Origin of the sequence: Ohtaekwangia koreensis (genome assembly GCF_900167975.1) — a bacterium.
Classification (GTDB): Bacteria; Bacteroidota; Bacteroidia; order Cytophagales; family Cyclobacteriaceae; genus Ohtaekwangia; species Ohtaekwangia koreensis.
Window position 1 is genome coordinate 1,144,995 of record NZ_FUZU01000002.1, and the last position, 20,732, is coordinate 1,165,726.

The 20,732-nt window shown below is 42.3% G+C and carries 16 protein-coding genes; 12 read left to right on the forward strand and 4 right to left on the reverse strand.

What is annotated here, in order from left to right:
• Nucleotides 1-246 precede the first annotated feature (246 nt).
• From B5Y40_RS17975 to B5Y40_RS18030, 12 genes are all read left to right on the forward strand, one after another.
• On the forward strand, nucleotides 247-1,134 hold the full coding sequence (locus tag B5Y40_RS17975; protein ID WP_079688162.1) for a branched-chain amino acid transaminase: 888 nt from the start codon (nucleotides 247-249) through the stop codon (nucleotides 1,132-1,134).
• A gap of 149 nt (nucleotides 1,135-1,283) precedes the next feature.
• Nucleotides 1,284-2,969: a dihydroxy-acid dehydratase gene (ilvD, locus tag B5Y40_RS17980; protein WP_079688163.1), complete on the forward strand. Its 1,686-nt coding sequence runs from the start codon at nucleotides 1,284-1,286 to the stop codon at nucleotides 2,967-2,969.
• The gene (gene ilvB / locus B5Y40_RS17985; RefSeq protein ID WP_079688164.1) at nucleotides 2,944-4,704 is read left to right on the forward strand and encodes a biosynthetic-type acetolactate synthase large subunit; all 1,761 of its coding nucleotides are present in this window, start codon (nucleotides 2,944-2,946) and stop codon (nucleotides 4,702-4,704) included. The genes ilvD and ilvB overlap by 26 nt, the downstream gene beginning before the upstream one ends.
• A 67-nt stretch (nucleotides 4,705-4,771) precedes the next feature.
• Nucleotides 4,772-5,065 (forward strand): ACT domain-containing protein, encoded by a 294-nt coding sequence (locus tag B5Y40_RS17990; RefSeq protein WP_079688165.1) that lies wholly within the window; start codon nucleotides 4,772-4,774, stop codon nucleotides 5,063-5,065.
• A gap of 84 nt (nucleotides 5,066-5,149) precedes the next feature.
• Nucleotides 5,150-6,220, forward strand: a complete 1,071-nt coding sequence (gene ilvC / locus B5Y40_RS17995; RefSeq protein WP_079688166.1) for a ketol-acid reductoisomerase — start codon at nucleotides 5,150-5,152, stop codon at nucleotides 6,218-6,220.
• Nucleotides 6,221-6,291: 71 nt separating this feature from the next.
• A complete protein-coding gene (ilvA, locus tag B5Y40_RS18000) occupies nucleotides 6,292-7,545 on the forward strand; it encodes a threonine ammonia-lyase IlvA (RefSeq protein WP_079688167.1) in 1,254 nt (417 codons plus the stop codon).
• A 191-nt stretch (nucleotides 7,546-7,736) separates the two neighbouring features.
• A complete protein-coding gene (locus B5Y40_RS18005; RefSeq protein WP_143785806.1) occupies nucleotides 7,737-9,632 on the forward strand; it encodes an ATP-dependent DNA helicase in 1,896 nt (631 codons plus the stop codon).
• Nucleotides 9,633-9,891: 259 nt separating this feature from the next.
• Nucleotides 9,892-11,298: a 3-isopropylmalate dehydratase large subunit gene (gene leuC, locus B5Y40_RS18010; protein ID WP_079688169.1), complete on the forward strand. Its 1,407-nt coding sequence runs from the start codon at nucleotides 9,892-9,894 to the stop codon at nucleotides 11,296-11,298.
• 23 nt (nucleotides 11,299-11,321) lie between these two features.
• Entirely contained in the window at nucleotides 11,322-11,909 is a 588-nt protein-coding gene (gene leuD, locus B5Y40_RS18015; RefSeq protein WP_079688170.1) for a 3-isopropylmalate dehydratase small subunit, read from the forward strand.
• A gap of 59 nt (nucleotides 11,910-11,968) precedes the next feature.
• Entirely contained in the window at nucleotides 11,969-13,069 is a 1,101-nt protein-coding gene (gene leuB / locus B5Y40_RS18020; RefSeq protein ID WP_079688171.1) for a 3-isopropylmalate dehydrogenase, read from the forward strand.
• Between the two features lie 87 nt (nucleotides 13,070-13,156).
• On the forward strand, nucleotides 13,157-14,317 hold the full coding sequence (locus B5Y40_RS18025; protein WP_079688172.1) for a 2-isopropylmalate synthase: 1,161 nt from the start codon (nucleotides 13,157-13,159) through the stop codon (nucleotides 14,315-14,317).
• Nucleotides 14,318-14,582: 265 nt separating this feature from the next.
• On the forward strand, nucleotides 14,583-15,416 hold the full coding sequence (locus B5Y40_RS18030) for a sugar phosphate isomerase/epimerase family protein (RefSeq protein WP_079688173.1): 834 nt from the start codon (nucleotides 14,583-14,585) through the stop codon (nucleotides 15,414-15,416).
• Between the two features lie 52 nt (nucleotides 15,417-15,468).
• Here B5Y40_RS18030 and B5Y40_RS18035 read toward each other — a convergent pair whose 3' ends face one another.
• The 4 genes from B5Y40_RS18035 to B5Y40_RS18055 all read right to left on the reverse strand — a co-directional run bounded on the left by B5Y40_RS18035 (nucleotide 15,469) and on the right by B5Y40_RS18055 (nucleotide 20,686).
• A complete protein-coding gene (locus tag B5Y40_RS18035; protein WP_079688174.1) occupies nucleotides 15,469-15,900 on the reverse strand; it encodes an acyl-CoA thioesterase in 432 nt (143 codons plus the stop codon).
• Between the two features lie 54 nt (nucleotides 15,901-15,954).
• Nucleotides 15,955-16,866 carry an aspartyl protease family protein gene (locus tag B5Y40_RS18040; RefSeq protein ID WP_079688175.1) on the reverse strand — a complete coding sequence of 304 codons (912 nt, stop codon included), beginning with the start codon at nucleotides 16,864-16,866 and terminating at the stop codon, nucleotides 15,955-15,957.
• Between the two features lie 273 nt (nucleotides 16,867-17,139).
• Nucleotides 17,140-18,828, reverse strand: coding sequence for a S8 family peptidase (locus tag B5Y40_RS18045; RefSeq protein WP_079688176.1), 1,689 nt, complete (start codon nucleotides 18,826-18,828; stop codon nucleotides 17,140-17,142).
• Between the two features lie 370 nt (nucleotides 18,829-19,198).
• Nucleotides 19,199-20,686 carry an aminotransferase-like domain-containing protein gene (locus tag B5Y40_RS18055; RefSeq protein ID WP_245840615.1) on the reverse strand — a complete coding sequence of 496 codons (1,488 nt, stop codon included), beginning with the start codon at nucleotides 20,684-20,686 and terminating at the stop codon, nucleotides 19,199-19,201.
• Nucleotides 20,687-20,732 lie beyond the last annotated feature (46 nt).

The following is a 20,732-nucleotide window of genomic DNA, read 5'->3' on the forward strand; positions in this document are numbered from 1 at the left end:
GATTATTTGTGACAATTGTACTCGCACAGAATTTTATGATGAACAATCAACAAATCACCGAACGCTTGTTAAACTCTACGGAGTTGAGCAGCTTCACTGTGCTTGTAAATAGTGTGAATATTCTACTTGTCAAACCCGCGGGGGCGATAGTGATATAGCATTTTTAAAAAGAACATCACAGACCGCCCCGATAGCCTCGGGGCGGTTTTGTTTTATATAGTAAACTACAAACTAACAGTTGTAAATATGTACTACACGAAAGACACGATCTTGTTCCTGAATGGTAAGTTCATTAAGGCTGTCGATGCGCATACGGATTTGTATAGTCAATCGCTCCATTATGGATTTGGCGCTTTCGAAGGGATCCGTGCCTATCAGACAATGAACGGTGTAAAAATCTTCAAGGCATATGAACACTTTGAGCGTTTGAAAAAAAGTTGTGCACTGGTAAACATTCCGTTCAGCTACGAGACTGAAGAACTTATACAGATCGCATATCAACTGTTAGAAAAAAATGATATGGGTGATGCGTATATCCGTCCGTTGGTTTACTGTGGCCCGAATATGCAACTCACGCACACCGATGAAGTATACCTCATGATGTGTACATGGGAATGGGACAAGTATCATGGTGACAAGCAATTGAAAATGTGTGTGTCATCCTACCAGCGCCCCAATCCAAATTCATTGAAGATGGAAGCGAAAGTTACCGGTCATTATGTAAACTCTATACTGGCAACAAGTGAAGCAAAAGTAAGAGGCTATGATGAAGCCTTGATGCTCGACATGAATGGCTTTGTTGCGGAGGCTCCCGGAGCAAATTTCTTTTTGGAAAAAGACGGAGTACTCTATACACCTTCTCTTGGACATATACTTCCTGGTATAACGCGTCAGACTGTAATGAACATTTGCCGCGAATTAGATATACCTGTAAAAGAAAAACAGATAAAGGTAGAAGAACTTGAATCAGCTGACAGCGCATTCCTGTGTGGTACAGCTGCTGAAATAGTAGGCATTGAATCGATCGATGCCAAGCCATTTAAAAAAGAATGGTTCGACAGCTTAGGCGCAACAGTACAAGAAGCATATAAATGCCAGGTGCTCGAAAAATCATTTAGCTACGTCATCATCTAAACAACCAGATGTCCGTGGATAGGGAGTATCCTTCGGGGTACTCCTATATCTGCGAGATGATAAAAAACAAAATGCGAAAACATCCCGAATGTTAGCGGGATACGAATCTGAAGGGAAGAATTTTTTAAACTTAATCATTAACCAATAACGTGAGTAAAGAACTAAATAAGTACAGCAAGACATTAACGCAAGATCCAACCTTGCCTGCTGCACAAGCGATGCTATACGGAATCGGGCTTACCGATGATGACATGCAAAAAGCGCAGGTAGGTATCGTGAGCACAGGCTATGATGGAAACACGTGTAACATGCATTTGAATGCGCTCGCACAAGATGTAAAAACGGCTGTATGGAGTAATGAACTGGTAGGATTGATTTTCAATACGATCGGTGTAAGCGATGGGATGAGCAACGGTACCGAAGGTATGCGCTACTCACTCGTAAGCCGTGAAATTATAGCGGACTCAATTGAAGCTGTATGTGGCGCCCAGTATTATGATGGATTGATCGCAGTAGTGGGATGTGATAAAAATATGCCCGGAGCACTCATCGCAATGGGACGCTTGAATCGCCCCGCCATTATGGTATATGGTGGAACGATAGCGGGCGGTGACTGGAAAGGTCAGGAACTGAACATCATCTCTGCTTTTGAAGCGTTGGGACAAAAGATGGCAGGTACTATATCTCCGGAAGATTTTAAAGGTATAGTAAAAAATTCATGTCCGGGTGCAGGTGCTTGTGGTGGTATGTATACTGCTAACACCATGGCTTCTGCTATAGAAGCACTAGGCATGTCGTTGCCATACTCTTCGTCTAACCCCGCTGTAAGCAAGGACAAGAAAGATGAATGTATAGCTTCCGGAAAAGCGATTAAGAATTTACTCGCGCTTGATCTCAAGCCTCATGATATCATGACATTCAAAGCATTTGAAAATGCAATTACAGTCGTGATGGCGTTAGGAGGATCAACCAACGCTGTGCTGCATTTAATTGCCATGGCTAAATCTGTGAATGTAAAAATCACGCAGGAAGACTTTCAACGTATATCGGATAAGACTCCATTGCTTGCTGACTTTAAACCAAGCGGTAAATATCTCATGGATGCGTTGCATAAAATCGGTGGTGTTCCATCGGTGATGAAGTATTTATTGGAACAAGGTTTTCTGCACGGTGATTGTGTCACCGTAACAGGAAAGACGATTGCTGAAAATGTGAAGGATGCTCCATCACTTGATTTCGCGAAGCAAGACGTTATATACCCTATTGAAAATCCGCTCAAAGCTACAGCACACTTGCAGATCCTCTATGGTAATCTCGCAGAGAAAGGTTCTGTAGCGAAGATCACGGGTAAAGAAGGAGAGAAGTTTAGCGGTCCTGCTAAAGTTTTTAATGGTGAGTTTGAATTGATTAATGGTATACAAAGTGGTCGCGTAAAAGCGGGCGATGTAGTCGTCATCCGTTATGTAGGCCCACGGGGTGCACCCGGTATGCCCGAGATGCTGAAGCCTACATCTGCCATTATGGGAGCTGGCCTTGGTAAGGCAGTAGCCATGATAACAGACGGACGTTTTTCCGGAGGTTCTCACGGATTTGTTATAGGTCACATCACACCGGAAGCTTATGAAGGTGGAGTGATTGCCCTAGTAGAAGAGAATGATCAGATCGAGATCGATGTTCAGAAACATACTATCAACTTGTTGGTAGACGATCAGACGATAGCCCAACGTAGAGCAGCCTGGAAAAAGCCAGCGCTGAATGCCAAGAATGGAGTTTTATTGAAGTATGCTAAACAAGTAAAAACTGCGGCTGATGGATGCGTTACTGACGAAGACTAAATCTGCTGTTGAAAAAAACACTCAACAGAAACAAAAAATTTCCGGCTCGGAAGCATTACTGATTTCGCTTATCGAAGAGGGGGTTGATATAATTTTCGGATACCCGGGCGGAGCGATCATGCCGGTATACGATGCGTTGTATGGCTATGCAGATAAACTGAAGCACATCCTGGTTCGTCACGAGCAAGGTGCTATTCATGCTGCACAAGGTTATGCACGTGTATCCGGAAGAACAGGCGTTGTGTTTGCAACGTCAGGGCCAGGCGCCACAAACCTGGTGACAGGTCTTGCTGATGCGCTGATCGATTCAACACCGTTGGTGTGTATCACAGGTCAGGTATTTGCACATTTATTAGGTACCGATGCGTTTCAGGAAATAGATGTAGTGAACACAACGTTGCCGGTCACTAAATGGAATGTGCAGGTAGCAGAAGCAAAAGATATAGCACCTGCTGTCGCGAAAGCATTTTATATCGCCAAGACCGGAAGACAAGGTCCTGTACTCATCGACATTACAAAGAATGCTCAGAACGAAATGATCGATGCATTCGAGTATAAGAAGTGTGACTATATACGTACCTATAAACCGAAGCCTGTACTTCAACCATCACAAGTTGAGAAAGCAGCTGATCTGATCAACAACGCAAAACGTCCATATATACTTGCCGGGCAAGGTATATTGTTGTCAGGTGCGACCAAGGAACTGATTGCATTCTCTGAAAAAACAGGTATACCGGTAGCCTCTACGTTGCTTGGACTTGGAGCATTTCCAACCGATCATCCAAACTATGTAGGATACCTGGGTATGCACGGTAACTATGGACCGAACGTTAACACGAATGAGTGTGATGTACTGATCGGTATAGGGATGCGCTTTGACGACCGCGTGACGGGTAATGTAAGCAAGTATGCACGTCAGGCGAAAGTTGTTCACATCGATATTGATAAAGCCGAGATCGACAAGATCATCAAGACCGAAGCATTTATACATGCCGATGCAAAAGAAGCATTGGAACTGCTCACACAGAAGTGTAATACAGGTAAGCATGATGAATGGGTGAAGAGCTTTCACAAGCTTAATGACATTGAGTACGACAAAGTCATTCACCGTGAATGTAATCCATCCGAAAAGATTACTATGGGAGAAGCAATCTATAATCTCTCAAACCTTTCAAAAGGTGAAGCGATTGTAGTAACAGATGTAGGGCAGCATCAAATGGTAACATCACGTTACTATAAATATAAAAACCCAAGAACCAACGTGACCTCCGGTGGCGCAGGTACAATGGGATTTGCATTGCCTGCTGCATTGGGAGCGAAGCTTGCGAAACCACAGAACCAGGTGATCGCTGTCATTGGTGATGGTGGTTATCAAATGACAGTACAGGAATTAGGGACGATTATGCAATATGAAATACCAGTAAAGATCATGGTATTGAATAATAGCTTTCTCGGTATGGTGCGTCAGTGGCAGCAGTTATTTCATAACAAGCGTTACTCGTTTACAGAAATGACGAACCCTAATTTTATAAAGCTTGCAGAAGCCTATAACATTAAGGCCCGCAAAGTTGAAGATCGCAAAGATCTTGTTGACGCTTTACAGGAAATGCTGGATTCAAAAACTTCATACTTCCTTGAAGTAGTGGTAGGAAAAGAAGACAACGTATTCCCGATGGTTCCAGCAGGAGCAGGTGTAGCAGATGTATTGCTGGAAGCGCCTCCTTGCAAAGATTAATTGATCACACACAAACTCACAACCCACACGACTAGTGGCGTATAGCCAGTACCTAGCAACTATATTTATGAAACAGGATTTCACATTAGAGATACATTCGGATAATAACTTTTCGGTTTTAAACCGGATCGTCAATATTCTGAACAGGAGAAGAGTAAGAATAAAACGACTGATCGCACATGAAGCGGAAGATGATTTTCGCAGAGGTGTAGCCGTAGTACTTCTCTTTACATCAGAAGATATGATCGAAAAAGTAAAACAACAGGTTGAGAAATTGATTGAAGTAGAGCATGCTATATATTATGCAGGTAGCGATCTCTACTGTGAGCTCAGTGCAAGACACGCTGCACAGATTGTGTAATTATAGTCTGTAATCAATACAAGTATTTATCAATTGTAAACACTTAAAACACGTACAAAACGTAATAACTTAAACACAACGAAAATGGCAAAAATTAATTTCGGAGGAACCATAGAAGAAGTAGTAACTCGCGAAGAGTTCCCGATGGAAAAAGCACTGGAAGTAATGAAGAATGAAACCATTGCAATTATCGGATATGGTGTACAAGGTCCTGCACAGGCATTGAACCTTCGTGATAATGGTTTTAAAGTAATTATTGGTCAGCGTAAAGGATCAAAGACCTGGGACAAGGCTGTTGAACACGGATGGGTTCCTGGCGAAACGTTATTTGAAATTGAAGAAGCAGCAAAAAAAGGAACGGTAATTCAGTTTCTTCTTTCAGATGCTGGTCAGATCGAATTATGGCCAACCATCAAACCATACCTTACAAAAGGAAAGACACTATATTTCTCACACGGCTTTGGTATCACTTTTAAAGATCAAACCAACATCATCCCTTCAGCAGATGTAGATGTAATTCTGGCTGCTCCAAAAGGATCGGGTACATCTGTTCGCAGATTATTCTTACAAGGTAAAGGTATAAATGCAAGTTATGCTGTATTCCAGGATGCTACCGGTAACGCGAAAACAAAAGCGATTGCGTTAGGTATTGGTGTAGGTGCAGGATACTTGTTTGAAACAGATTTCAGAAAAGAGGTATATTCTGATCTTACAGGCGAGCGTGGTACATTAATGGGTGCTATTGCCGGTATATTTGAAGCACAGTACGAAGTATTGCGTGCAAAAGGTCATACACCTTCAGAAGCATTCAACGAAACAGTAGAAGAGTTGACGCAATCATTGATGCCACTGGTGGCAGAAAATGGTATGGACTGGATGTATGCTAACTGTTCTACAACAGCACAACGTGGTGCGTTGGATTGGAAGAAAAAATTCAAAGCCGCTACACTTCCTGTGTTCAAAGAACTATATGAAAGTGTTGAGTCGGGAGCAGAAGCAAAACGTACCATCGATACTTGCAGCAAGCCTGATTACCGCGAGAAACTCGCAGAAGAATTGAAAGAACTTCGCGAAAGCGAACTCTGGCAAGCAGGCGCAGCAGTGCGCAAACTCCGCCCTGAAAAACAGCAGGTAGAAGCCAGCATGATAAACTAATTATAGCTCAACCGTCAGCGCTTCGTCTGAGATCAGACGAAGCGCTATACGGAAGAGTATAGATCTCACTTATGTCACCAGCTACACAAACATATACCCTTAACATCAACGCAGCAGCGGATATACTCAAAACCGTTGTACTGAAAACCCCGTTGCAATTCCATCGCAAGCTATCTGAAAAATTTAAGGCTGAGATTTACATTAAGCGTGAAGACTTGCAGGTAGTGCGCTCCTATAAGTTGCGTGGCGCCTATAACTTAATGCAGAGCCTCACAGATGAGCAGAGGAGCCGCGGTATTGTTTGTGCGAGTGCAGGGAATCACGCGCAAGGCGTAGCGTTCTCGTGCAGGCACTTGGATATAAAGGGAGTGATCTATATGCCGGCCATTACGCCAAAGCAAAAGATCAACCAGGTGAAGATGTTTGGTGGTGACAATATAGAGATCGTACTTACAGGTGATACATTTGACGAATGTCAGGCGCATGCCCTGGAGTATACTCAAAAGAACAACATGGTATTTATTCCTCCATTCGATCATGTTAAAGTGATTGAAGGACAAGGAACCGTTGCAAAAGAAATTCTGGATGAAGTATCCGGTATAGACTATATCTTCGTGCCGATTGGCGGAGGAGGTTTATGTGCCGGTGTAGGAGAGTATTTCAAAACGTACTCACCACAAACAAAAATTATAGGTGTAGAACCCGCTGGAGCTCCTTCCATGAAGGAAGCATTGAAAGCAGGGAAACCGGTGAAGCTCGAAAAAATACAACGCTTCGTTGATGGCGCTTCTGTTCAGAAAGTAGGAGACCTCACCTTTTCTTATTGCAAAGATGCACTGACAGATATGTTGTTGGTGCCTGAAGGAAAAGTAAGCTCTACGATACTTCAACTCTATAATCAGGATGCCATTGTAGCAGAGCCTGCAGGTGCACTTTCCATTGCTGCGCTTGATCAATATGCAGAGCAGATCAAAGGAAAAAAAGTAGTCTGTGTTCTTAGTGGAGGAAACAATGATATAGACCGCATGCAGGAGATCAAGGAACGATCTTTACTATATGAAGGACTGAAGCATTATTTCATCGTTCGCTTTGCACAACGCCCGGGAGCGCTTAAAGAATTTGTCAACCAGATCTTAGGTCCAACCGATGATATAGTACGCTTTGAATTCATTCAAAAGCATAACAAGGAAACCGGTCCTGCATTAATAGGTATAGAAGTAAAATCAGCGGAAGATTTCAAAACGCTTATCGAGCGGATGGATGGACACAAGCTGAACTACACTCTTGTTAATCAGAACGAGAACCTGTTCGAATACCTGGTATAATTCTTCTTTCTTCGATTTTGTAATTTTATTTTCTTGCTTGACGCAGGGATTGCAAAGTCATTTTTTCTCCCTCAGATTTCGCAGATAGACGCAGACTTTTAAATGCATCTGCATAATATCGATCGGCAAAGAGACTCGTCAAAAATCTTGTCGCCAAAGGCGATAAAAAAATGCATTATCTGCGTTAATCTGTGAAATCTGCGGGAGATGTTTTACTTTCATCGATTATGTTAGCCACGATGAACCCGTTCGAAAACAATCCGATCTTTGAGTTGGCCGCCAATCTTGTGAAGCAGACAAGCCGGCATATTTTCCTGACAGGTAAAGCAGGTACAGGTAAAACAACCTTCCTGAAGTATATAAAAGAGCATTCTCCGAAGAAGAGTGTCGTTGTAGCCCCCACAGGTATAGCGGCTATTAATTGTAGCGGTGTTACCATTCACTCATTTTTCCAGTTGCCATTTACACCGTTCATCCCGGTGCCACAGCGGGGAACTGACTCAGAGAGTTCAGGGCTTTCGGATGCATATACACTTCTGCAAAATCTTCGTCTTCATAATGAAAAAAGAGAATTGTTTGAAGAGATCGAGTTGCTGATTATTGATGAGATCTCCATGGTGCGTTGTGATGTACTCGATGCAATTGATACCGTCCTCAGGCACGTTCGGAAAAGGCATGGCATTCCTTTTGGAGGTGTGCAGATGCTATATATAGGAGACCTCTTTCAGTTGCCACCCGTTGTACAGGAACAGGAGTGGAGCATTCTTCGAAATTTTTACAAGACTCCGTTTTTCTTCCACGCAAAAGTTCTCGAGCAAATACCACCGTTGATCATTGAGCTGCAGAAAATATACAGGCAACAGGACGCTGTATTTATAGATTTACTGAATCGGGTTCGTAACAACAATACACTGCGTACGGATCTTGAATTGCTAAATAGCCGCCATGCTATAGCACTCGGGCAAGGGGAAGATGAAGTCGTTATTACCCTAACCTCGCACAACTATCTGGCAGATCGTATCAATGCAGAAGAACTCGCAAAGTTGCCAGGCGAATCATTTCGGTTCGATGGAACCGTAGATGGCGATTTTCCAACAAAATCATATCCGACAGAAAAAGAACTTTGGCTGAAGGAAGGCGCTCAGATTATGTTCATCAAGAATGATTTACAGAAAGAGCGAAGATATTTCAATGGTAAACTCGGGCGCATCGCGCAAATCAGTGATGATAGAATCGAGGTAGAATTTCCGGGTGAATCTATATACTTTACATTGGAGCGCGAGACGTGGCGAAACATACGATATGCTTACAACGCTTCCGAGCAACGCATAGAAGAAGAGGAACTTGGATTGTTCTGTCAATTTCCAATTCGCCTCGCCTGGGCTATAACGATTCATAAAAGTCAGGGACTTACATTTGAAAAAGTAATTGTAGATGCAGCAAACTCTTTTTCTGCAGGTCAGGTATATGTGGCATTGAGCCGTTGTACTGCATTGGAAGGTATTGCTTTGAAATCACCGATCACCAGCCGCAGTATACAGACCGATGAACGCATCCTGGACTTTATGCGTGACAGCACTTCCATGGATACCTTACAGTCAGTATATCACAATGAAAAACACCAATATCTTTATAGCATTATCGTAAAGGCTTTTGAATGGTCGGCAATCTCACATCAGGTTATCGAGTTGCTGGAGTCGATTGATCAGAAAAATATTCCGCACAAAGAGGATGCTATAGCATTGATGCAAAGTATAAATACCTGGTTGGAGGATAATAAAAAAGTAAATCAGACTTTTAAAAGACATTTATATACCTGGATGAAAGAGGCATCCGATCAGAATGATTATACGCATGTATATCAGCGTGTAAAAGATGCTTCGGATTATTTTACAAGCAAGATGCAGGACGATATTATCAGTCCGTTAGAGTTGCATATACAAGCCACACGAAAACTAAAGAAAGTAAAAAAGTATCTCAAGGAAATTCAGCAGCTGCTTCGTATACTTTTACAGCAAGAAAAAAGCATGATACAGTCACGAGAATTGCTTGTGGTGAGCAACTATAAACAACCAATCAATCGTTAGTTTTGGTAAATATTTTTTAACAATTCGTTGATGTACGGCTTAACTTTTTTCATCTTCGTGTCTGAAGAACCCTCGTTTTGATATAGACTTTTTTGAGTATTCAGATCAACAAAAAATGACCTGAATTAAATATAGAACAACCGTTATCGTCCCGTCTGATATACTCAGACGGGACGTTTCGTTTTTTATGTAGCAGGACAAACTAACACTTGTTCTACTTCGATGCAATTGAAACACAAATAGACCTGAAAACTGAGACATGAGTCAACCGAAAACACTGTTCGACAAACTCTGGGATGCACACGTGGTGAAGACAAGTGAAGGGTACCCGGATGTAGTGTACATCGACCGTCACTTCATTCACGAAGTAACCAGTCCGCAAGCCTTTGACGGATTACGGAAACGCGGCATTAAATTATTCAACCCGGCCCGCACAACGGCTACGCCAGATCACAACGTTCCTACAAAAGATCAGCACCTTCCAATCAAAGAAGCACTCTCCCGTCACCAGGTAGAAACACTTCGTAAAAATACGGCCGAGTTTGGCGTTACGATGTACGATCTAGGTCATCCGTATCAAGGTATAGTTCACATCATCGGCCCGGAGCTGGGATTAACTTTACCGGGTATGACCATCGTATGTGGCGATAGCCATACATCAACGCACGGAGCGTTCGGAAGTATAGCCTTTGGTATTGGTACCAGTGAAGTTGAGCAGGTACTGGCTACACAATGTATACTTCAGTATCGCCCGAAAACGATGCGCATCGAAATCAACGGTACGCTTGGTAAAGGCGTGGTATCCAAAGATATTATACTATATATCATCGCGAAGATTTCAGCCAGTGGCGCAACAGGATACTTTGTGGAGTATGCCGGTGAAGCCATCCGCAGTCTTTCTATGGAAGCACGTATGACCATTTGCAATATGAGTATTGAAATGGGCGCTCGTGGCGGATTGATCGCTCCGGATGAAACCACTTTCAACTATATAAAAGGAAGAAAATTTGCACCACAAGGAGCAGCTTTTGATAGCATCGTTGAAGAATGGCGTCAATTGAAAACCGATGATGACGCGAAGTACGATCACGTACTGACTTACGATGCAGCAGATATAGCTCCTATGATTACCTATGGAACCAATCCAGGCATGGGTATAAAAGTTACGGACCGTATCCCTACCATTGCAGAACTGAATGATATAAGCGAACAAAATTCTTTCACAAAGTCGCTTGAATATATGGGACTTGAACCCGGTTCACAGTTACTGGGTAAATCAGTGGATTATGTTTTCATCGGAAGCTGTACCAACGCACGCATTGAAGATTTAAGATTGGTAGCTTCTATTGTGAAGGGCAAGAAGAAAGCTGCCGGTGTTGAAGTATGGGTGGTGCCCGGATCGAAACAAGTAGAAGAGCAAGCACGCAAAGAAGGTCTTCATACAATTTTTGAAGAAGCAGGTTTCGAATTACGCGAACCAGGATGCTCCGCTTGTTTAGGAATGAACGAAGATAAAATTCCCGCTGGTAAATATTGCATCAGTACATCGAACCGAAACTTCGAAGGAAGACAAGGTCCAAAGTCCAGAACATTTTTGGCGAGTCCGTTGAGCGCAGCAGCAGCAGCGATCACCGGCAAAGTAACAGACGTACGGGAACTGGTATAATTAAAACGGATAACATTGGACCAATGGCGAAAGAGAAATTTATAACCTTGAAGAGTCGTGCAGTGCCACTGCCGATTGAAAATATAGATACAGACCAGATTATACCGGCACGTTTTCTGAAAGCAACAACACGTGATGGTTTTGGAGAAAATCTTTTCAGAGACTGGCGCTATAACAACGACAATACTCCGAAGGATTTTGTGCTGAATGATAAAACGTATACTGGGCAAATTTTAGTGGCTGGTAAAAACTTCGGATGTGGTAGCAGTCGCGAACATGCAGCGTGGGCTATAGCCGACTATGGTTTTAAAGTAGTGATCTCAAGTTTCTTTGCAGATATATTCAAGAACAACGCACTCAATAATGCAACGCTACCGGTACAGGTAACGGATACGTTTTTGAAAAAGATTTTTGCGGCGATTGAAAAAGACCCGGCAACAGAGATTACAGTTGATCTTCAAAATCAAAAGGTATCGCTCGAAGATGGTTCTTCAGAATCATTCGACATCAATGCCTACAAGAAGATCTGCCTTACCAACGGATACGATGATATAGATTATCTGTTGAGCCTTCGTGAAGAGATCAAACAATTTGAACTCGCCCGCGCTTAAACACAACTCACACAACTCAGCTTGCAGCTGGAAACTCGAAGCTTATTAAAAGAGATTGAATGAAAAAGAAAATTGTAATACTTCCCGGAGACGGTATAGGAAAAGAAGTAACAGCATGTGGTAAAAAAATACTCGAACAAGTAGCCGAATGCTTTGGTCATCAATTTACATTCGACTATGCAACGATTGGCCATGAGGCTATAGAAGCTACTGGAAATCCACTACCGGATGAATCCCTTGAGAAAATGAAAAATTCGGATGCTATACTCTTCGGAGCTGTAGGACATCCTAAATATGATAATGATCCTTCAGCGAAAGTTCGTCCGGAACAAGGTCTGCTGAAGATGCGCAAAGAGTTAGGCCTATATGCCAACCTTCGTCCGATAAAACTTTTTGATGAATTGCTTGCAGCCTCCAGCATTAAACCTGAAATACTGAAAGGTGCAGATATACTTTTCTTCCGTGAATTGACAGGAGATGTATACTTCGGTGAACGCGGACGCAAAGACCAGGGCAGTACTGCTTTTGATACCATGATATACTCTCGTTATGAAGTAGAGCGTATCGCACACAAAGCTTTCAAGGCTGCATTAACACGCGGAAAGAAATTAACATCCGTTGATAAAGCAAACGTACTGGAAAGCTCACGCCTCTGGCGCGAGGTTGTTCAGGAAGTAGCAAAGCAATATCCGGATGTAACAGTAGAGCACATGTTTGTAGATGCTGCTGCCATGAAGTTAATCCAGAATCCGCGCAGCTTCGATGTAGTAGTAACCGGAAATCTTTTCGGAGATATACTTACAGATGAAGCATCGCAGATTGCAGGTTCCATGGGTATGCTTGCCTCTGCTTCTATCGGTGACACGGTAGGGCTATACGAACCTATCCACGGAAGTGCACATGACATTACCGGCAAAGGTGTTGCTAATCCATTAGCATCTATACTTTCAGCTGCATTGTTACTGGATATATCTTTTGGTCTGAAAGAAGAATCCGAAACGGTGATTAAAGCTGTAGAGCAAACTTTAAAGGACGGATACAGAACACGTGATATAGCAGATGCAGCTACTCCACACGAAAAAATTCTGGGAACAGAGGTGATGGGAAATGTAGTATGTAACAATGCACGCATGCTGGTGAATTGCCAGGTTGCGGTATAGTATATAAATAATGGTGTTGAATACCAGCACAGATGCCTGACCCGAAACCCGAAATAATACTTTTAACAATTAAAGGATAACGAAACCATGAGCAGAAAAATTGAAATCTTCGACACTACGCTTCGCGATGGCGAGCAAGTGCCCGGCTGTCAATTATCAACCGATGAAAAGGTCGTGATTGCACGGGAGCTTGAGCTACTCGGAGTAGATGTTATAGAAGCCGGTTTCCCTATATCCAGTCCCGGTGATTTTCTTTCGGTTGTAGAGCTTTCCAAAGCTGTGAACGTTGGTATATGTGCATTGACGCGCTCCAAGAAAGAAGACATTGATGTAGCAGGAGAAGCGTTGCATCATGCAAAACGTGGGCGCATCCATACCGGTATTGGTTCATCTGATATTCATATCAAACATAAGTTCAATACAACACGCGAAAAAGTTCTCGAGCAAGCCGTATGGGCTGTAGGATATGCGAAAGCAAAAGGTGTTGAAGTAGAATTCTTCGCAGAAGATGCCGGTCGTGCTGATCTTGCATTTCTCGCACAAATGGTAGAAGCTGTTATTGCTGCAGGTGCAGATGTAGTGAACATTCCGGATACTACAGGCTATTGCCTTCCGCATCTATATGGAAAACGCATTCAGTATTTGTTCGAGCATGTTAAGAACATTGATAAGGCAACAATCTCTGTACATTGCCATAATGATCTTGGACTTGCTACTGCCAATACAATGGCTGGCTTAATTGCTGGCGCAGGACAGGCTGAAGTAACGATCAATGGTATAGGAGAGCGTGCAGGAAATACTTCCCTTGAAGAAGTAGCCATGATCATTAAGACGCATAAAGATCTTGGCTTGCATACCAATCTTAAATCGGAAAAATTATTTGCAATCAGCACGCTCGTATCGGATATGATGCGTATGCCAGTGCAGCCGAACAAAGCAATTGTTGGTGCGAATGCTTTTGCGCACTCATCCGGAATTCACCAGGATGGTTTCCTGAAGAACTCAGAAAATTATGAGATCATCAATCCTGCAGATGTAGGTGTACCGACTTCATCTATCTTGTTAACTGCGCGTAGCGGCCGTGCTGCATTGAAGCACAGACTTGAATTACTCGGTTATCAACCTAATAAAATAGAGCTTGATCAGCTATATGAAAACTTCCTGATCGTAGCAGATGAGAAGAAAAGTGTAAATGATTCAGACTTGATCACCATTGTGGCCAACACACCACTTCTGGTTCAGAAATAGCCAACCAAACCAAATCGTTTATACCCCAAAAGCGTCATCATACGGTGACGCTTTTTTTACGTGCTTTATCTGCTTAAATGTTATTTGTTATTCAGTCTATTAAATTTTGTGTCTCATTTTTGAACTCAATGGCGTTGGATTTTTTTCATCGGTAACAACGTGCCTTAACGGCTAACGGTAGAAAACTCACAATTAACTTTAAGTCCGGCCACTCATCGATTGTTTCTTCACCCAGTTTACCTATCTTGAATCAAGAATTCTCTCTATGCAACCCTCTTTCAAAAAACTCGTTGGACTACTCCTCGTACTTTTTAGTCTCGCTACTCATGCGCAGGAAATCGGACTACAGCTTCACAGCCTTCGTAATGAATTTGCGAAAGATGTGCCTGGCACGATGGCAAAAATCAAATCGTTTGGAATAAAGGAAATTGAAATAGGGGACTCATATGGATTGGAATTTCCGGAGTTCATAAAGTTAATCGCCCAGAATCAACTCCAGGTTGTGAGTTATGGTACGGACTTCGAACGACTAATGAATTATCCGCAGGCTGTAGCCGATGACGCACGTGCCTATGGCGCAAAGTATGTAGTTTGTTTTTGGATACCACACAAAGGCGATACGCTTACCATTGAAGATATCAACCGGGCATCCGCTGTTCTTAATAAAGCAGGAAAGATCCTTGCGCAAAACGGCTTGCTGCTGTGTTATCATCCTCACGGTTATGAATTCCAGCCACATGAAAACGGAACGTTGTTTGAGTATATGGTGAATACATTCGATGCACGCTATATATATCTGGAGATGGATGTATTCTGGATTAAACAAGCTGGTCAGGATCCTGTAGCGCTGTTGAAAAAATATGCTAACCGCTGGATCTTGCTTCATCTAAAAGATCGTAAACCGGGCACACCTGATAGCAAGAATGGAAGAGCAGATGTGGAAAGTAATGTTGTATTGGGAAAAGGAGATGTCGGTATCGATGCAATTATGAAAGAAGCACGCGCTATAGGTATAAAACATTATTTTATAGAAGACGAATCTTCACGTGCAGTGCAACAAATTCCGCAAAGTCTTAGTTACCTGCGGTCGCTGAAATAAAAACGAATCTATTGGGTGTTTCTCGATCTGTAAGAAAGAATATATACCGAGGCTATAATTTTAATTTGCTCAGTAATACATCTGGTATCGTTGCTATTTTTCTTTTCTCATAATCAAAGCACACAACGCCTGTTTTGCCACGCGCTACTTCTTTGCCAGTCTCTTTGTTTTCAATCACATAATACATATCAAAACCGTATTTGGAAAAATCGTCAACGGCAATTTTTATAATTAGAAGTTCACCTAAGAATGCTTCAGATTTATATTGAATGGCGGCATCAGCAATGATTTGTCCTATAGAACCTTCAAAACTTATTTCATCTTTAAAACCGAGCGTACGATAGAAGATCACGCGAGCTTCCTGCATCAGCGTAAGAATTGAGTCGTTGCCAACATGTGCACCGTAATTCAAATCAGAGACACGAACGGGCAGTTCAGTTGTAAATATAAATTCATCAGGAAGTGTAAGGTGTATACGAGCCATAGCGTGAAGATAAAAATTTCGTCACACATGAATCGTGAAATGATGAGATTGGTATTATACCTTTCGGAAGCCCGCGTAACCTTTGCAATAGTTTAGAACGAAGATATAGTCTTTTAATACATCCATGCCAATGGAAGCATGGTTATGCCAGGGCGAGTGGATGATGCCCGTACGCAGATGGGTCATCTCCAAGGTGTTGAGCAGGAGTTTTTCTGTAGTCGTTTCAAAGCCCTCAATATCACCATTGAGTCCACGACCAATTACTCTTTCCGAAGAATATACTTTGTAATCATTGAGGTCGGTAGTTTTTAATAAAAGCCCTAAGGTAGAGCCGGTATCAATCATGAGATCGCACACATGCGTTTGATTCTTATCTAATACAACGCGGCAATCAATTATAGGCCGTGCATCGGTTACGCGAATCGGTACGGAGATATAGTCTTCATTAAGACTTGCTGTTATAGCCGGACGAAATGTAATGAGTTGTATACTGGGATTGAGTTCAACTTCAAACTTTGTAAAGATATCATACCCAATCACGCCATGTACATTATTATAGACACTGAAAAGATTTTGATTTGGTATAATGATCACCGGTATATTTTCGCCGAGTACATCGTTGATTGATACTTTGTTTTTTAATGAGAGCGCTCCGTTTACGGCTCTGCCTGATCCCAGTCCGGAGAACTGTACTCTTTTGTCTGGCTCCAGCGTGAATAATTTCTGAAAGCGTTTCCCAAACAACACCAGGTTGCGACAGCCCGTATCGAGTATAAGATTGAGTTGAATTGAGTCATTGATAATGACAGGAAGTATAATAAGCTTATCTATACTTCTGTACCGGAACGATACTTCCTGAATGTGATCGGGTATATAGAAACCCGCGCGGGTAGGAGCGGAGAAGGTTATAGGTAAAGATGAAAACAGCAGCAGCGCTGTGGTCAGAACTTTTAGAAATGCATTCATACGAGGTAGCTTTTAGTATAGGAAAGCTACCCGATAGCGAATCGCTGGGGTACACGCGTAAAGGCGGATTTTCTACAAGCGATTAAAAATCGTTTGCACTGCAATTAGCGAGGGTTACACTATATATCGGTATGCATGTCGGTAATTATAGGGGAAAGCTATACCGCCAGGCGCGTGATTTTTATAGTGCGGACAATAAAAAAGTGCTGAAGTTTTTTTTCTTCAGCACTTTTTTACAGTTAACTGTTGCGTTATCGGACGATTTCTGTCCGCTTATTTTTCAACAGACTTACTTTTTAAGGATTGCGCGAGCTTCACAGCTTCATAAACATTTACTAAACCTCCTGTACTGCTCAATTCGCTGAAAGCAACCTGATCTTGTGTGCCAGGCTTCGTCACTTTCAAGCCATCGAACTTGCGTGTTGACTGACGGATAATATCTTTTACTTGTGTTGCGGTCAACTCGGGGAAATATGAAAAGAGAACTGCAGCAACACCGGCTGTTGCAGGGCTCGCCATACTGGTACCTTGCAGGTCTTCATATGTATTGTTCGGAGTTGTAGAGTATATCTGTACGCCTGGAGAGAAAAGATCAACAGATTTTTTTCCATAGTTCGAGAATGAACCAACAAAGTTAGCATCAGCACCCCATGAAGATGCGCCAATCTCTAACCAGTTTTTCGCTTCACCGCCTTTTATGAATTTACGATTCGGGAAATTTGATTCTACATCTGTATCGTCAGAGTCATTACCCGCAGCATGTACCAGCAATACTCCTTTTGATTCAGCATACTTCACGGCTTTATCTACCAGTTCTTTATTCGGAGAGAAAGCTTTACCGAAGCTCATGTTAATAACCTTCGCGCCATTATCAACAGCATATAGAATGGCATTCGCTATATCTTTATCACGCTCATCACCATTGGGCACAGCGCGTACTGACATAATGCGTACGTTATCTGCTATACCTTTAATGCCGACTGTGTTTTTACGATTCGCAGCAATGATACCTGCCACGTGTGTACCATGGCGGGCATCAGGACCTTCCACATCGTTGTTACCATAATTTTTCTCCGTTAGATTTTTAGGATCATCACCTATAACCGTTCTTGAATCGAACGTAAGGTTATAGCCGTACTCAACGGCCACACGATAATGATCAACGCCTTCCTTCAGTTGGCTAACATAGCCATTCAACTCATCAACGAATTCGGTTACCAGTATATCGCCATCAACATTTTCCAATACTTTCGAAAGTGTTTCTTTTGCAAAGCGTATGGTGTCATTCGTAGCATTTATACTCGGCAGTGTCGATTTAGATACTGGCTTGCCGGTATGGGCCTGCAACAGGCTATCACAAAATCTGATGGTAGCAGAGGCGTTTGTATATAGTTCGTACTGCTGATTGTATTGTTCGTACTGCGTTTTGTTGAATTCAAAATCACGATCATACTTCGCCTGTACTTTTTTCCAGAGCTCGTACTCAGCTTTGTTTTTCTTGGTGATTTTCTTTTCGTCTATATTTTCATATTTCGGTTTCAGACGCGCGTATTCACGTGTTACCTCATAGGTATCTTCGTTTACGTTTCCTTTTTTACCGCCAATAAAATTCCAGCCATTGATGTCATCTATATAACCATTTTTGTCATCGTCAATGCCGTTACCGGGAATCTCATCTTCATTTACCCACATGATATCTTTCAGATCTTCATGCTCAGCATCAATTCCGGAATCGATAACTGCTACTAAAACAGTTTTAGAAGGCTTGTCTTTTAGCAAAGTGTTGTATGTTTTTTCAACACTAAGTCCTTGAATATGATCAGTCTCGGGATCGCGTAAGAACCAATCCGAAGGCGCAGTAATTGTATCTTCTTGTGAAGTTTCTGTCTGGAAAGCATAGCTGCTAAAGCCTAACAGGCTCCCCGCTGCCAACAGCACGAGCCTCAAAGTTTGTTTTATCATAATACGTTGGTTTTCAAATAAACAAGGGTGCAATTTAAATAGTTAAGGTTTAATTAGAATCTCAATTACACAGGTGGTTTGTCGCGTCAAAAAATGCAAAAGCCTTGCCGAACTTACTTCCGTGACGGATGGGGAAAGAGCCGTAGGTGTGGCAAAAATAGTAAGAGCATCTTTGATATAGAATTAATCGAGGGGCTTATGGTGTACGTCTTTATCTCAATAATGATTTTTTTCGGATTCTTTTTCTGGCAAGCAAGCAAGTTTGCAAGCAAAAATGCTGAGTAATCCTTGATGAGGAAAATTTTCTTCATGCTCGCATTTTTTTAAAAAGAATTGGTGTTGATGCCTGGAATACGTGCGCTTGATTTTATTATTTCCAATCGCGCACAAGCCTTCCAAGTGTTTTAATTCCTTCCTCTATCTTTTCGTCCCACGGAGCGCCATAGCTCAAACGAAAACAATTTTCAAATCTACCTTGTGTTGAAAAAATTTGTCCCGGTGCAATGCCGATGTTATGCTTCAACGCGCGCTTGTGAAGTTTAAAAGCATTTATTTTTTTATTCATCTCGATCCATAACGTGAAGCCACCTTGTGGTCGTGTAACACGCGTATCATCCGGAAAATATTCTGATACCGCCTGAAGGTAACGAAGCGATTGTGTATGCAGTGCTTTACGCAAATGACGCAAGTGTAATTCATAACGTCCATTGCTTAAAAAATTGGCAACCGCTGCCTGTGTTAATGTATTAGTAGATACCGAGTGCATACGCTTCAGCCGAATCACACGCTCTTTAAATTTACCGGGTATAGTCCAGCCAATGCGATAACCTGGTGCCAGCGATTTTGAAAATGATGCGCAATGAAGTACCAATCCTTTTTTATCAAACGACTTGCAGGTCTTGGGGCGTGTCTTACCAAAATATAGCTCACCATATATATCATCTTCAATCAATGGTATCTCTTTCTTGGCTAGCATGTCCACGAGTTTTTTCTTGAGATCATCAGGCATGCAGCTCCCCAACGGGTTGTTGAAGTTATTTACAAACAAGCAAGCCTTTATATCAAAGCGAGGTATAGCTTGCTCCAGGTAATCAATGTCGATGCCCAACAGAGGGTCTGTTGGAATCTCTACAACTTTCAATCCATGGCTTTCCATCACCTGGAAGATCGCATAGTATGTCGGTGTTTCAATAGCCACCGTATCGCCAGGTTTTGTAACCGCCTTCATGCAAAGTGAAAGCGCTTCAACAGCGCCTGCCGTAACCACTATATCATCTTCACTGGGTGTACCTCCCCAGTTGAAAGCTTGCCGCGCAATTTGCTTTCGCAGATCAGCATTGCCCTGCACATTTTCATAATTGAGACAACTCGTAGGCGATTCACGTATAGCCTGCAGTGCTGCCTTGTTTAATTTAGCTGTAGGCAATAATTTAATAGAAGGTGTTGCCAGTGAAAAATTAGTTATACCCTTCGCATTCAGATCACGGTATACACTATTGATCATATCATCAACACTCACCGGCACAGCATCATCTGAAGGTTCGCATACCTGGGGTATATCTAGTGTATGCTCACGCGAATATTTTACATAGTATCCCGATTGAGGTCTGGCCTCTATCAAACCCTTACTCTCTAAAAAATAATACGCCTGAAATGCAGTGCTCAAACTTATACCCTGCTCTTTACTGAGTGCTCGTACCGACAGAAGTTTATCACCAACTTTTAAAAGTTTCTTTTCAATAAGCGACTCAATACGTTCGGCTACTTCCGTGTATTTGTGTTCCGTCTTTACATCCAGCATATCTTTCATGGTAGCACTTAAATAAGTTTTTGATACTTTATATTCTTCAGTATACACAGAAAAAACTTTTGCAGTTTGTCTGCGTTAATCTTCAAAATCTCCA